Raw genomic sequence first — 13,821 nt, 5'->3', positions numbered from 1 at the left:
GTGAAGAAGAGATGCCGCTGACCCCCGAGGACGTGCGGAACAAGCAGTTCACGACCGTCCGGCTCCGAGAAGGCTACGACGAGGACGAGGTCGATGCCTTCCTGGACGAGGTCGAAGCCGAACTGACCCGCCTGCTTCGCGAGAACGAGGACCTGCGCGCCAAGCTGGCCGCCGCGACGCGTGCCGCCGCGCAGAACCAGCAGCAGCAGGGTATGCGCAAGCCGGAACCGCAGGACCAGCGCGGTCCGGGTGCGCCCGTGCCCGCCGCCATATCCGGACCTCCGCAGGTTCAGCAGCAGCAGCAGATGGGCGGCCCGCCCCAGCTGCCGAGCGGTGCTCCCCAGCTGCCCGCCGGCCCCGGTGGACACGGCCCGCAGGGCCAGCACGGCCAGGGTCCCATGGGTCAGAACCAGATGGGTCAGAACCAGCTCGGCCAGGGCCCCATGGGCCAGGGTCCGATGGGTCAGAACCAGATGGGTCAGAACCAGCTCGGCCAGGGTCCGATGGGGCAGGGTCCCATGGGCCAGGGTCCGATGGGTCAGAACCAGCTCGGCCAGGGCCCCATGGGCCAGCAGATGGGCGGCCCCATGGGCGGCCACGGTCCGCAGATGTCGCAGCCCGGCCAGGGCCCCGGCGGCGACAGTGCCGCGCGTGTCCTGTCGCTGGCCCAGCAGACCGCCGACCAGGCGATCGCTGAGGCCCGTTCCGAGGCCAACAAGATCGTCGGCGAGGCCCGGTCGCGTGCCGAGGGCCTGGAGCGGGACGCCCGCGCCAAGGCGGACGCGCTGGAGCGGGACGCGCAGGAGAAGCACCGCGTCGCGATGGGCTCGCTGGAGTCCGCCCGCGCGACCCTGGAGCGCAAGGTCGAGGACCTGCGCGGCTTCGAGCGCGAGTACCGTACGCGTCTGAAGTCCTACCTGGAGTCGCAGCTGCGCCAGCTGGAGACCCAGGCGGACGACTCGCTGGCTCCGCCGCGCACCCCGGCGACCGCGTCGCTGCCGCCGGCTCCGCAGATGAGCGGGTCGATGGCGTCGGCCGGGGCGGGGTCGATGGGCCACACGATGGGCGGCCAGCCGTCCATGGGTGGCGCGTCCTCGTACGGCGGGCAGCAGCAGATGTCGCCCGCGATGACGCAGCCGATGGCGCCGGTGCGGCCGCAGGGGCCGTCGCCGATGCAGCAGGCTCCGTCTCCGATGCGGGGCTTCCTCATCGACGAGGACGACAACTGACGGGCGGGTCGCGTGTGACGCACGCGTAGCCTTCGGCAGGCTGAGGGCCGGGCCCCCGGATTTTTCCGGGGGCCCGGCCCTTTTCGTGCCCTCGCTCTACGGGGTGCTTCACCCCGCCCCGCCCCTTCCCCAACCGGGGGCGGGAGGGGGCCGCTCTCCGGGGTTCCGCCCCGGGGCCTGGGCGGGGCTGCGCCCCTGCACCCCGGTGGGGCTTTGCCCCCCGGCTCCCGCCGGTCTCCTTCCGCTGCGGGTCGTGGGGGGCTGGTCGCGCAGTTCCCCGCGCCCCTTGGGGGTTTCCCGTGAGCGGGTAGCGCGGGTTCGGCCCTTCGTCTTCAGTGCGGGGCGTGGGTCGCGGGTTGTGCAGTTCCTCGCGCCCTTTGGGGGTCCCGGTGAGCGGGTAGCGCGGCTCCGTCCTTCGTCTTCGCTGCGGGGCGTGGGGAGGGGGCGCTGGCCGCGCAGTTCCCCGCGCCCCTTGGGGGCCGTCCGTGGGAAGCGTGGCTCGGGCCCTTGTTTTCAGGGGCGCGGGGAACTGCGCGACCAGCCCCCACTCAGGCGCACCCGCACGACAGCCCATCCGCCGGAGGCTTTCGGGAAGGGGCGGGGTGGGGGAAAGCAAAAGCGGCCCGCCCCCCCGGCAAGGGAGGACGGGCCGCTACCAGCTCCGGTGGAAGTGCGGCGCGCGCGCAGGCGGAACGTGGCCTACGGGCCCGGGCGGGAGCGCTCCCCCTACCCGGGCGAGAGTGCTACCACCTGCCCGGACGGCGCGTCGCGCACCGGCCCCCGGGGGAGTGCTACGCCTTGCGCAGGCGGAACGTCAGGGACAGGGGCTCGTCCGTGAACGGGGCGCCGTAGGTGTCGTCCCCCGCCCCGGACGCGTACTCCGTCGCCAGAACCTCCTCCGCGATCAGCTCCGCGTGCGCGCTCAGCGCCGAGACGACCTCCGCGTCCGACGACTCCCACCGCACCGCGATCCGGTCCGCCACATCCAGCCCGCTGTTCTTGCGCGCCTCCTGGATCAGCCGGATCGCGTCCCGGGCCAGACCCGCCAGCCGCAGCTCCGGTGTGATCTCCAGGTCGAGGGCGACCGTCGCGCCCGAGTCGGACGCCACCGACCAGCCCTCGCGCGGCGTCTCGGTGATGATCACCTCGTCGGGGGCCAGCACCACCTGCTCGCCGCCCACCTCGACCGTCGCCGCCCCGGTGTCCCGCAGGGACGCCGAGAGCGCCGCCGCGTCCGCCGCCGCGACCGCCTTGGCCACGTCCTGGACGCCCTTGCCGAACCGCTTGCCCAGGGCACGGAAGTTCGCCTTGGCCGTGGTGTCGACCAGCGAGCCGCCGACCTCGGACAGGGACGCCAGGGACGAGACGTTCAGCTCCTCCGTGATCTGCGCGTGCAGCTCCGGAGAGAGGGATTCGAAGCCCGCCACGGCCACCAGCGCGCGCGAGAGCGGCTGGCGCGTCTTGACGCCCGACTCCGCGCGCGTGGCGCGGCCGAGCTCCACCAGACGCCGCACCAGCAGCATCTGCCGCGACAGCGCCGGGTCGATCGCCGAGGCGTCCGCCTTCGGCCAGGAGGAGAGGTGCACGGACTCCGGCGCGCCCGGCGTCACCGGCACCACCATGTCCTGCCACACCCGCTCGGTGATGAACGGCGTGAGCGGGGCCAGCAGCCGCGTCACGGTCTCCACCACGTCGTGCAGCGTGCGCAGCGCCGCCTTGTCGCCCTGCCAGAACCGGCGCCGCGAGCGGCGCACGTACCAGTTGGACAGGTCGTCCACGAAGGAGGAGAGGAGCTTGCCGGCGCGCTGCGTGTCGTACGCCTCCAGCGCCTGCGTCACCTGGTCCACCAGCGTGTTCAGCTCGCTCAGCAGCCAGCGGTCCAGGACCGTGCGCTCCGCCGGGGCCGGGTCGGCCGCGCTCGGCGCCCAGTCGGACGTGCGCGCGTACAGCGCCTGGAAGGCCACCGTGTTCCAGTACGTGAGGAGCGTCTTGCGGACGACCTCCTGGATGGTGCCGTGGCCCACGCGGCGCGCCGCCCACGGGGAGCCGCCGGCCGCCATGAACCAGCGGACCGCGTCCGCGCCGTGCTGGTCCATGAGCGGGATGGGCTGGAGGATGTTGCCCAGGTGCTTGGACATCTTGCGGCCGTCCTCGGCGAGGATGTGGCCCAGGCAGACCACGTTCTCGTACGACGACTTGTCGAAGACCAGCGTGCCGACCGCCATCAGCGTGTAGAACCAGCCTCGGGTCTGGTCGATGGCCTCGGAGATGAACTGAGCCGGGTAACGGCTCTCGAACAGTTCCTTGTTCTTGTACGGATAGCCCCACTGCGCGAACGGCATCGAGCCCGAGTCGTACCAGGCGTCGATGACCTCGGGGACGCGGACCGCCGTGTGCGAGCAGCCCTCGGCCGTGCACGTGAAGGTGATGTCGTCGATGAACGGGCGGTGCGGGTCGAGCGCGCTCTGGTCGGTGCCGGACAGCTCGCTCAGCTCGGCGCGCGAGCCGACGCAGGTCAGGTGGTCGTCCTCGCAGCGCCAGATCGGCAGCGGGGTGCCCCAGTAGCGGTTGCGGGAGAGCGCCCAGTCGATGTTGTTGTTCAGCCAGTCGCCGAAGCGGCCCTGCTTGACGGAGTCCGGGAACCAGTTGGTCTTCTCGTTCTCCCGCAGCATCGCGTCCTTGACGGCGGTGGTGCGGATGTACCACGACGGCTGCGCGTAGTAGAGCAGCGCGGTGTGGCAGCGCCAGCAGTGCGGGTAGCTGTGCTCGTACGGGACGTGGCGGAAGAGCAGACCGCGCTCGGCCAGGTCGGCGGTCAGCTTCTCGTCGGCCTTCTTGAAGAAGACACCGCCGACCAGCGGGACCTCCTCCTCGAAGGTGCCGTCGGGGCGGACCGGGTTCACCACCGGCAGGCCGTACGCCTTGCAGACCAGGAGGTCGTCGGCGCCGAAGGCGGGGGACTGGTGGACCAGGCCCGTACCGTCCTCGGTCGTCACGTACTCGGCGTTCACCACGTAGTGCGCGGGCTCGGGGAACTCGATGAGCTCGAAGGGGCGCTGGTAGGTCCAGCGCTCCATCTCGGCGCCGGTGAAGGTCTGCCCGGTGGCCTCCCAGCCCTCGCCGAGCGCCTTCTCCAGCAGCGGCTGGGCGACGACCAGCTTCTCCTCGCCGTTGGTGGCGACCACGTACGTGACGTCGGGGTGCGCGGCCACGGCGGTGTTGGAGACCAGCGTCCAGGGCGTGGTCGTCCAGACCAGGAGCGCCGCCTCGCCCGCGAGGGGGCCGCCGGTCAGCGGGAAGCGGACGAAGACCGAGGGGTCGACGACCGTCTCGTACCCCTGCGCCAGCTCGTGGTCGGACAGGCCGGTGCCGCAGCGGGGGCACCAGGGGGCGACGCGGTGGTCCTGGGTGAGCAGGCCCTTGTTGAAGATCTCCTTCAGGGACCACCAGACGGACTCCACGTACTCGGGGTCCATGGTCCGGTAGGCGTCGTCCAGGTCGACCCAGTAGCCCATCCGGGTCGTGAGCTCGGCGAAGGCGTCGGTGTGGCGGGTCACCGACTCGCGGCACTTGGCGTTGAACTCGGCGATGCCGTACGCCTCGATGTCCTTCTTGCCGTTGAAGCCGAGCTCCTTCTCGACGGCGAGCTCGACCGGCAGGCCGTGGCAGTCCCAGCCGGCCTTGCGGGCCACGTGGTAGCCCTGCATGGTCCGGAAGCGGGGGAAGACGTCCTTGAAGACGCGGGCCTCGATGTGGTGGGCGCCGGGCATGCCGTTGGCGGTCGGCGGGCCCTCGTAGAACACCCACTCGGGGCGGCCCTCGGACTGCTCGAGACTCTTGGCGAAGACCTTGGCCTCGCGCCAGAAGTCGAGCACGGCGTGCTCCAGCGCGGGCAGGTCGACCTGGGCGGGCACCTGGCGGTACTGCGACATCCGTACATCCTCCGGCGGATCGTCGTACGTTTCCGTCGGAGGGACGAGAGCTGCGGCCGTCCTACGGCCCCGCGCTCCCGCGGTACCACCCTCCTTGGCGGTGTACGGGACACCGCCCCCTCATTGGGGTCGCGAAGCCGGTTCTACTCGCACCCGGGGGTGCTTTCTTCCGGCGGCTCCGGGGTGATCTTCACATCGCGCTCGCCTCCGGGCTCCCACCGTCCCCGGATCGCTCTTGGCTGCGTACGACGCTACTCGTCCCATTCACGCCTCTCGCTGCGCCCAGTGTAAGGGCCCGCACCGACAGCGGCGGACCGGATATTCGGCGGGGCCCCGTCCGGGCCGCCACGCGCGCGCGGATGACCCGAATGGGCATACGTGGGCGGGTGGGATCCGGTGCCGCCCGTGTGGCGGATTACCGGCCGGAGAGCTGGGCACAACGGATGCAGGTTCCCCTCCGGGCACGTCGGGCGGGGGTGGACCGGCGGCGTGCCCCGTTGCCGCGGGCCTGGGGTCGATTTATCGTCCCAGCACGATGCGCGAGCAAGATCACAATATGTGAAGGGGCCGCGGCCATGGTGGCAGGGAAGACCGCGTTGGCGTCCGAGGACGCCGTGGTGGCCGCGGCCACGGAGAGCGGGTCCGCGTCCGGGAAGCAGGCGGCGGCCAAGAAGCAGGCGCCGGCCAAGAAGGAGGCGGTCCCGAAGAAGGCCGTGGCAAAGAAAGCCGCGGCCAAGAAGACGGCGTCTTCGGTGAAGAAGGCCGCGGCCAAGAAAGCCGTGGCCGACGAGCCCGGCGCCAAGAAGGCCCCGGCCAAGAAAGCCGTGGCCGACGAGCCCGGCGCCAAGAAGGCCCCGGCCAAGAAGGCCCCGGCCAAGAAGGCCCCGGCCAAGAAAGCCGTAGCCGACAAGGCCGGACCCAAGAAGACCGCAGCCAAGAAGGCCTCGGCCAAGGAGACGGTGGCCGAGAACCCCGTGGCCGAGAAAGCCGCTGTCGACAAGACGGCCCCGGCCAAGAAGGCTGCCGCCAAGAAGACGGCGTCGGCCGACAAGGCTGTAGCCAAGAAGACGGCGTCCGCCAAGAAGGCTGTCGCTACGAAGACCGCGTCCGCCGACAAGGCTGTCGCTACCAAGACCGCGTCCGCCGGTAAGGCTGTCGCCAAGAAGGCGGCCCCGGTCGAGGGAGCCGCCGCCCAGAAGACCGCGGCGTCCGGTAAGGCCGCTGGTGGCAAGGCGGGCGTCGGGCGGGCGGGCGCGGGCAAGGCTGCCGGTGGGGCAGCGAAGACGGCCGCCACGGCGGCCCAGGGGGCGGCCGAGGCCGCGGAGCAGAGGGGAACCGAGAACGTGGTTGCCAAGAACACGGCCGGCGAGGCCGCGACCAGGAAGTCCACGGCGGCCTCGGCCGTGCCGAAGGCCCGGGCGGTCGTCGCCGGGGTGCCCGGCGAGCTGCCGGTGCGGCCAGGGGAGGACCCGTGGACGCCCGAGGAGGTCGCCGAGGCGCGCACCGAGCTGACCGGCGAGGTCTCGCGGCTGCGGGCCGAGATCGAGGCCTCCGAGGCCGCCTTGAGCGGGCTGATGCGGGACTCCGGGGACGGCGCGGGCGACGACGACGCCGACACCGGGACCAAGAACATCACCCGCGAGCACGAGATGGCGCTCGCCGCCAACGCGCGCGAGATGCTGGAGCAGACCGAGCGGGCGCTGGAACGGCTCGATGCCGGTACGTACGGCTACTGCGAGGTCTGCGGCAATCCCATCGGCAAGGCGCGGATGCAGGCCTTCCCGCGCGCGACCCTCTGTGTGGAGGACAAGCAGAAGCAGGAACGCCGGGGCTGAGTCCGTACGCGCGTGTCGTACGCTCGTCCCCAGTCAGGTACCTAGGGTTGAGGGACTCACGTGGCAGAGGCGGAGCGCATCATCGGTACGCCGGACGTAGAAGGGCCCGAGGGGGCCGCGGCTCCCGACGAGCGGCCCCGGGGCGGGCGCAGGATCGCCGTCCTGTTCGTGGTGGCGCTCCTCGCGTACCTGCTCGACCTCGGCAGCAAGATGCTCGTGGTGGCCAAGCTGGAGCACCACGAGCCCATCGACGTCGTGGGCGACCTGCTGAAGCTGGAGGCGATCCGTAACCCGGGCGCCGCGTTCGGCATGGGCGAGGCCTTCACCGTGATCTTCACGGTGATCGCGGCGACGGTGATCGCGGTGATCGTCCGGCTGGCCCGCAAGCTCTACAGCCTGCCGTGGGCGATCGCGCTGGGTCTGCTGCTCGGCGGCGCGCTCGGCAACCTGACCGACCGGATCTTCCGCTCCCCGGGCGTCTTCGAGGGCGCGGTCGTCGACTTCATCGCACCCGCCCACTTCGCCGTCTTCAACCTGGCCGACTCCGCGATCGTCTGCGGCGGCTTCCTCATCGTGATCCTCTCGTTCCGGGGCCTGGACCCGGACGGAACGGTCCACAAGGACTGATCCCGGTCCTCGGGCGGACGGGGATGTCGGTGGGGCAAGGCATACTCGACGGGTGAGTACGTTTCCCGAGATCCGCACCCTGCCCGTTCCCGATGGCCTGGAGGGCGAGCGCGTCGACGCCGCCATCTCCCGCATGTTCGGGTTCTCCCGTACGAAGGCGGCCGAGCTCGCGGCGGCGGGGAAGGTCCAGGTCGACGGCTCGGTGGTGGGCAAGTCCGAGCGGGTCCACGGGGGCGCGTGGCTGGAGGTCGAGATGCCCCAGGCGCCCGCGCCGGTGCAGATCGTGGCCGAGCCGGTCGAGGGCATGGAGATCGTGCACGACGACGACGACATCGTCGTCATCGTGAAGCCGGTCGGCGTCGCCGCCCACCCCAGCCCGGGCTGGACGGGGACGACGGTCATCGGCGGTCTCGCGGCGGCCGGGTACCGGATCTCCACCTCGGGCGCCGCCGAGCGCCAGGGCATCGTCCACCGGCTCGACGTCGGCACCTCGGGGCTGATGGTCGTCGCCAAGTCCGAGCGGGCGTACACGTATCTGAAGCGCCAGTTCCACGACCGCGTCGTGGACAAGCGCTACCACGCCCTGGTGCAGGGCCACCCGGACCCGATGAGCGGCACGATCGACGCGCCCATCGGCCGCCACCCCAACCACGACTACAAGTGGGCGGTCACGGCCGAGGGCAAGCCGTCGGTGACGCACTACGACCTGATCGAGGCGTTCCGGGCGGCCTCGCTGCTCGACATCAAGCTGGAGACGGGGCGTACGCACCAGATCCGCGTGCACATGTCCGCCCACCGCCACCCGTGCGTCGGCGACCTGACGTACGGCGCGGACCCCACGATCGCCAAGCGGCTCGGTCTGACCCGGCAGTGGCTGCACGCGGTGCGGCTCGGCTTCGAGCACCCGTCGGACGGCGGCTGGGTCGAGTTCGCGAGCGACTACCCGGACGACCTCCAGCACGCGCTGGACGTGATCCGGGCGGAGAGCGAGTGACGCCCCGGGCGTAGGCGCCGAAACCCCGGCCAGACTCCGGCCAGGCCCGGCGACCTGTGCGATCGGCCACGCACGGCCCGTGAGCCGAGGCCCGGACGGCAGCCGCGTGGCACGCTGGAGGTTCTTGATCGCCTCGCCGCCGGAGGGCCTTCGTGGACCAGCTCGCCCTGATGTTCGTGCTCCTGCTCGGAGCCGTGGTCACGGTGCCGGTCGGGAACCGGCTGGGGCTTCCCGCGCCGGTCCTGATGACGCTCCTCGGCGGTGTCCTCGCCCTGCTGCCGTTCGTCCCGAACGTCGACGTGCCGCCGGACTTCATCCTTCCGCTTGTGCTGCCGCCGCTGCTGTACGCCTCGGTCCAGCGCACCTCCTGGCGGCAGTTCGCGGCCAACGTCCGGCCGATCCTGCTGCTCGCGGTGGCCCTGGTGTTCGTCACCACGGCCGCGGTCGCGGCCGTGGCACACGCCATCGTGCCGGGGCTGCCGATCGCCGCCGCCGTCGCGCTGGGCGCCCTGGTGGCGCCGCCCGACCCGGTCGCCGCCACCGCCGTCGCCGGTTCGCTCGGGCTGCCCCGGCGGCTGGTGTCGATCCTGGAGGGCGAGGGACTCTTCAACGACGTCACCGCGATCGTGCTCTACCACGTGGCGATCGCCGCCGCGGTCAGCGGCGACTTCTCCTGGCCGGACGCGGTGGGCAAACTGGTGCTCTCCGCCGTGGTGGCGCTCGTGGTCGGGCTTGTCCTGGGCTGGACGGCCAACAAGCTGATGGGGCTGCTCGACGACGCCACGCTCCAGATCGGCCTCACGCTCCTCGTGCCGTTCGTCGGCTATGTGCTGGCCGAGGAGTTCGGCGGCTCGGGGGTGCTCGCGGTGCTCACTCTGGCGCTGTTCCTGGCGGAGCACGCGGTGGACGCCGACGACGTCCAGGGGCGGCTGGCCGGGGCCACGTTCTGGCAGGTCGTCGACACCCTGGTGACGGGGATCGCGTTCGGGCTCATCGGTCTGGAACTGCACAACGTGTTCGGCACCGCCACCGGCCGCCTCGGCGAGATGGCGGGCTGGGGCGCGGTGGTGGTCGGGGTCGTCGTCGGCGTACGGCTGCTGTGGCTGCTTCCCGCCACCTGGCTCGCCAAACGACTGCACACGCTGCGGGACTACGACGAGGAGATCCCCACCACCTGGCGGGAGACGATCGTCATGTGGTGGGCGGGGATGCGCGGCGTCGCCTCCGTGGCGCTCGCCCTCGCCATCCCGTTCACCACCGAGAACGGCTCGCCCTTCCCCGCCCGCGACGAGATCGTCTTCATCGCCTTCTGCGTGATCATGGCGACGCTGGTGGTCCAGGGCCTCACCCTGCCGGCGCTGGTGCGCCGGCTCGGCGTCCAGGCCGACACCGACGCCGAACGGGCCCTGGAGCGCGAGCTCGCGGTCCGCGCGGCCAAGGCCGCCAAGCGGCGGCTGCGGGAGATCGAGGACGTGGAGGAGCTGCCCGAGGAGGTCATGGAGCAGCTCCTGCGCCGGGCGTACGACGTGGGGGCGCGGCTGAGCCCGGACATGGTCGACGAGGAGCGGCGCGAGGCGTACGCGAAGCGGGTCGAGCGGCTGCGGACCATCCAGCGGATCCAGCGCGAGATGATGTCGGCGGCCCGGCACGAGGTCCTGGCCGCGCGCAGCGAGCCCGGGGCCGACCCCGAGATCGTGGACCGCGTGCTGCGCCAGCTGGACGTGCGCAGCCTGAAGTGAGGGGGGCGGGGGGCACCGGCCCCCCGCCCGGCGGTCATATCCGGTCGGTGTTGATGCGCGGCAGCGACTCGGGGTGGCGGTCGTGGAGCCAGGCCACCATCTCCTCGCGGACGGCGCAGCGGACCGTCCAGAGGTCGCTCGCGTCCTTCGCGGTGACCGTGGCGCGCACCACGATCGTGGACGGGGTGGTGTCGGTGACGGCGAGGTCGCCCTCACGGCCGTCCCAGGCCGGGCACTCCTTGAGGATGTCGGTGAGCTTCTCGCGCATCAGCGCCACCGGGGCCGCGTGGTCGAGGTGGAGGAAGACCGTGCCGGTCATCTGCACCCCGCCGCGCGACCAGTTCTCGAACGGCTTGCTCGTGAAGTACGAGACCGGCATGGTCAGTCGGCGCTCGTCCCAGGTGCGGACGGCCAGGAAGGTCAGGGTGATCTCCTCGACCGTGCCCCACTCGCCGTCCACCACGACCGTGTCCCCTATCCGCACCATGTCGCCGAACGCGATCTGCAGCCCCGCGAAGAGATTGCCGAGCGTCGACTGGGCGGCCACACCGGCCACGATGCCGATGATGCCCGCGGAGGCGAGGATCGAGGTCCCGGCCGTCCGCATCGCGGGGAAGGTCAGCAGCATCGCCGCGACCGCGACGACGCCCACGATGGCCGTCACCACACGCTGGATGAGCGTCACCTGCGTACGGACCCGGCGGACCCGGGCCGCGTCGTGCGCCGAGGCCGCGTACCGCGTGTACGACGCCTCGACGACCGCCGTGGCGATCCGTACCACCAGCCAGGCGCTCGCCCCGATGAGGACGAGCGAGAGGGTCTGGCCGAGGCCGGCCTGGTGGTCCTGGACGGGTGCCCATTTGATCTGGAGGTAGGTCCCTCTCAGCAGGGCGGTCAGGACGACGACCTGCAAGGGAAGGCGGCAGCGGCGCAGCAGGCCCCACAACGGGGTCTCGCTGTGCCGGGCATCGGTCTGGCGGAGCAGTCGGTCGGCCAGCCACACGAGGGCCAGCGTGAGCACGACCGAGCCACCGATGACGATCAACGGGCGCAGTACGTTCTCCATGCCCCCGACCGTAACTGGCACCATGGCTCCATGAACATCATGCTTTTCCATTCGGCATACGGCCTGCGGCCCGCCGTGCACGAGGCGGCCGACCGGCTGCGCGCCGCCGGACACCTGGTGCACGTACCCGATCTCTATGACGGGCGCACCGCGGGGACGGTGGAGGAGGGCATGACGATCCGGGACGGGATCGGCAACGACGAACTGCTGAAGCGGGCGATCGCGGCCGCCGCCCCGCACTCCGACGAGGGCCTGGTCTACGCCGGGTTCTCGCTCGGCGGCTCGCTCGCCCAGACCCTCGCGCTGGGCGACGAGAAGGCCCGTGGACTGCTGCTCCTCCACGGCACCGCCGACATCGCCGAGGACGCCTCGGTGGACGAGTTGCCCGTGCAGCTCCATGTGGCCGACCCGGACCCGTTCGAGACGCATGACTGGCTGAACACGTGGTACCTGCGCATGGGCAGGATCGGCGCCGACGCGGAGGTGTACCGGTACCCGGGCGCCGGGCACCTGTACACCGACCGCGAACTGCCGGACTACGACGAGGCGGCGGCCGAGCAGAGCTGGACCACCGCGCTCGCCTTCCTGGCGTCGCTGTAGGGCGCGGCGCGGGGGTCAGACCACCGGCGAGTAGACCCGCTCGGCCTTCTGGCTGCCGCTGAGCGTCCGGTACGAGCGGGTCCACGAGGACGTGGCGTCCTGCCTGCGCTTGTCGGACACCGTGTAGTAGTCCATCTGCGAGCGCTGGGCGTCGACGTCGAGGACGCCGTAGCCGTGGCCGTCCATGTCGACCCACTTCACATGGCGGTTGGCGGCCTTGATGGCGGCCGCGGCGACCAGCGACAGGGTGTGCGGGGCGACGTGGAGCATCTCGTCGAGGTTGTCGGAGGTGACCGACGTCACCACGAACTCGGTGCCCGCCGACTTCGACAGCGGGTAGGTGCCCGCCTTGACGGGGACGTCGTTGGCCCAGGCCATGTGGATGTCGCCGGTGAGGAAGACGGTGTTCTCGATGCCGTTGTCGACCAGGTGGGCCAGGAGCTCGCGGCGGTCGTCCGTGTAGCCGTCCCACTGGTCGACGTTGATGGCGATGCCCTCCTTGGGCAGGCCCAGCAGCTCCGCCAGCGGGGCGGTCAGCTCGGCCGGCAGCGCGCCGAAGGCGACCGGGGAGATCATCACCGAGGTGCCGACCAGCTGCCAGGCGGCGTTCGAGGCGGAGAGCCCCGACTTGAGCCAGTCCAGCTGGGCGCGCCCGGTGATGGTGTGCTCGGGGTCGTCCACCTTGCCGCTGCCCACGCTCGCCTGCTGGGAGCGGAAGGAGCGCAGGTCGAGCAGGTGCAGATCGGCCAGCTTGCCGTAGCGGATGCGCCGGTAGGTGGTGCCCGCGGTGGACGGGCGGACCGGCATCCACTCGAAGTAGGCCTGCTTGGCGGCCGCCACGCGCGCCGCCCAGTCGCCCTCGGAACCGGGCGTGTGGTTCTCCGCGCCGCCCGACCAGGCGTCGTTGGCGAACTCGTGGTCGTCCCAGATCGCGATCACCGGGTGGGCCTGGTGCATCGCCTGGAGGTCGGCGTCCGTCCTGTACTTGCCGTGGCGGGTGCGGTAGTCCGCCAGGTTCAGGATCTCGTGGGCCGGCTCGTGCTGCCGTACGACGTACTTCGCCTCCGGATAGGCGCCCGAGGCGTACTCGTAGATGTAGTCGCCCAGGTGCAGCACCGCGTCCAGGTCGGCCCGTGCGGCGAGATGACGGTAGGGGGAGAAGTAGCCCGACTCCCAGTTGGCGCAGGAGACCACGCCGAAGCGGACGTTGGCGGCCGCCGCGTCCGTGGCGGGGGCGGTCAGGGTCCGGCCGGCGGGGGAGGAGACGCCGCCCGCGGCGAACCGGTACCAGTACGCCGTCGCCGGGCGCAGACCGCGCACATCGGCCTTGACGGTGTGGTCGGCGGCGGCGGTGGCCGTCGTGCTGCCCCGCGCCACTATTCGGGCGAAGCCCTTGTCCTCGGCCATCTCCCAGGTGACTTCGGTGTCCGGGCCCTTGCCCGAGCCCGGCACCGCGTCGGGAGCGGGGGTGACCCGGGTCCACAGCAGGATGCCGTCGGGCAGCGGGTCGCCGGAGGCGACGCCGTGCAGGAAGGCGGGGGCCGCGGCGGAGTCCGCGGCGGCGGCGGTCGCGCCGGCCACCAGGGGCGCGGCGACGACGGCGGTGGCGGCGGCGGCCTTGACGACCGTGCGGCGCGTGGGAGTTGAGGAGGTGAATCGACTGGTCACAGCCGGACACCTTACTGATGGGTAGAGCGAACGGGCAGGGTCGCGGCAGATGTTTGTCCGCCCGTCCGCCCGCGGCCACCTGAGCGTACGTCAGCGCCAGGCGGCCGCGGGCGGGACCCGGGAGGGACCGG

Annotated in this window: 9 protein-coding genes; 6 read left to right on the top strand and 3 right to left on the bottom strand. The window is 71.8% G+C overall.

Going from position 1 to position 13,821, the window contains the following annotated elements; genetic code table 11:
• Nucleotides 1–11 precede the first annotated feature (11 nt).
• Entirely contained in the window at nucleotides 12–1,229 is a 1,218-nt protein-coding gene (locus ACZ4MU_RS11515) for a DivIVA domain-containing protein (RefSeq protein WP_467874150.1), read from the top strand.
• Nucleotides 1,230–2,020: 791 nt separating this feature from the next.
• On the opposite strand, the gene ileS is transcribed toward ACZ4MU_RS11515, so the two are convergent.
• The gene (gene ileS, locus ACZ4MU_RS11510) at nucleotides 2,021–5,161 is read right to left on the bottom strand and encodes an isoleucine--tRNA ligase (RefSeq protein WP_467874148.1); all 3,141 of its coding nucleotides are present in this window, start codon (nucleotides 5,159–5,161) and stop codon (nucleotides 2,021–2,023) included.
• A 575-nt stretch (nucleotides 5,162–5,736) separates the two neighbouring features.
• Between ileS and ACZ4MU_RS11505 the strand changes: the two genes are divergently transcribed.
• The 4 genes from ACZ4MU_RS11505 (at nucleotide 5,737) to ACZ4MU_RS11490 (ending at nucleotide 10,356) form a co-directional block, all read left to right on the top strand.
• On the top strand, nucleotides 5,737–6,996 hold the full coding sequence (locus ACZ4MU_RS11505; protein WP_467874146.1) for a TraR/DksA family transcriptional regulator: 1,260 nt from the start codon (nucleotides 5,737–5,739) through the stop codon (nucleotides 6,994–6,996).
• Between the two features lie 60 nt (nucleotides 6,997–7,056).
• Nucleotides 7,057–7,623, top strand: a complete 567-nt coding sequence (gene lspA, locus ACZ4MU_RS11500; protein ID WP_467874143.1) for a signal peptidase II — start codon at nucleotides 7,057–7,059, stop codon at nucleotides 7,621–7,623.
• A gap of 52 nt (nucleotides 7,624–7,675) precedes the next feature.
• The gene (locus ACZ4MU_RS11495) at nucleotides 7,676–8,617 is read left to right on the top strand and encodes an RluA family pseudouridine synthase (protein WP_467874141.1); all 942 of its coding nucleotides are present in this window, start codon (nucleotides 7,676–7,678) and stop codon (nucleotides 8,615–8,617) included.
• A 152-nt stretch (nucleotides 8,618–8,769) separates the two neighbouring features.
• Nucleotides 8,770–10,356 carry a Na+/H+ antiporter gene (locus tag ACZ4MU_RS11490; RefSeq protein WP_467874138.1) on the top strand — a complete coding sequence of 529 codons (1,587 nt, stop codon included), beginning with the start codon at nucleotides 8,770–8,772 and terminating at the stop codon, nucleotides 10,354–10,356.
• Nucleotides 10,357–10,390: 34 nt separating this feature from the next.
• Here ACZ4MU_RS11490 and ACZ4MU_RS11485 read toward each other — a convergent pair whose 3' ends face one another.
• Entirely contained in the window at nucleotides 10,391–11,422 is a 1,032-nt protein-coding gene (locus ACZ4MU_RS11485) for a mechanosensitive ion channel family protein (RefSeq protein WP_467874135.1), read from the bottom strand.
• A 30-nt stretch (nucleotides 11,423–11,452) separates the two neighbouring features.
• Here ACZ4MU_RS11485 and ACZ4MU_RS11480 point away from each other — a divergent pair, with 30 nt between their 5' ends.
• Nucleotides 11,453–12,022 (top strand): dienelactone hydrolase family protein, encoded by a 570-nt coding sequence (locus ACZ4MU_RS11480; protein WP_467874133.1) that lies wholly within the window; start codon nucleotides 11,453–11,455, stop codon nucleotides 12,020–12,022.
• Between the two features lie 15 nt (nucleotides 12,023–12,037).
• Here ACZ4MU_RS11480 and ACZ4MU_RS11475 read toward each other — a convergent pair whose 3' ends face one another.
• On the bottom strand, nucleotides 12,038–13,690 hold the full coding sequence (locus tag ACZ4MU_RS11475; RefSeq protein WP_467874131.1) for an alkaline phosphatase D family protein: 1,653 nt from the start codon (nucleotides 13,688–13,690) through the stop codon (nucleotides 12,038–12,040).
• Nucleotides 13,691–13,821 lie beyond the last annotated feature (131 nt).

The organism is Streptomyces sp. NPDC026377, assembly GCF_055567715.1.
Note: the sequence above shows the minus strand (reverse complement) of the source record. Positions and strands in the feature narration are given on the sequence as shown.

What these genes read in the sequence shown, in the direction of transcription:
- ACZ4MU_RS11515 (WP_467874150.1), top strand. Translation starts at nt 12, where the DNA reads ATGCCGCTGACCCCCGAGGACGTGCGGAACAAGCAGTTCACGACCGTC.
- ileS (WP_467874148.1), bottom strand. Translation starts at nt 5,161, where the DNA reads ATGTCGCAGTACCGCCAGGTGCCCGCCCAGGTCGACCTGCCCGCGCTG.
- ACZ4MU_RS11505 (WP_467874146.1), top strand. Translation starts at nt 5,737, where the DNA reads ATGGTGGCAGGGAAGACCGCGTTGGCGTCCGAGGACGCCGTGGTGGCC.
- ACZ4MU_RS11485 (WP_467874135.1), bottom strand. Translation starts at nt 11,422, where the DNA reads ATGGAGAACGTACTGCGCCCGTTGATCGTCATCGGTGGCTCGGTCGTG.
- ACZ4MU_RS11480 (WP_467874133.1), top strand. Translation starts at nt 11,453, where the DNA reads ATGAACATCATGCTTTTCCATTCGGCATACGGCCTGCGGCCCGCCGTG.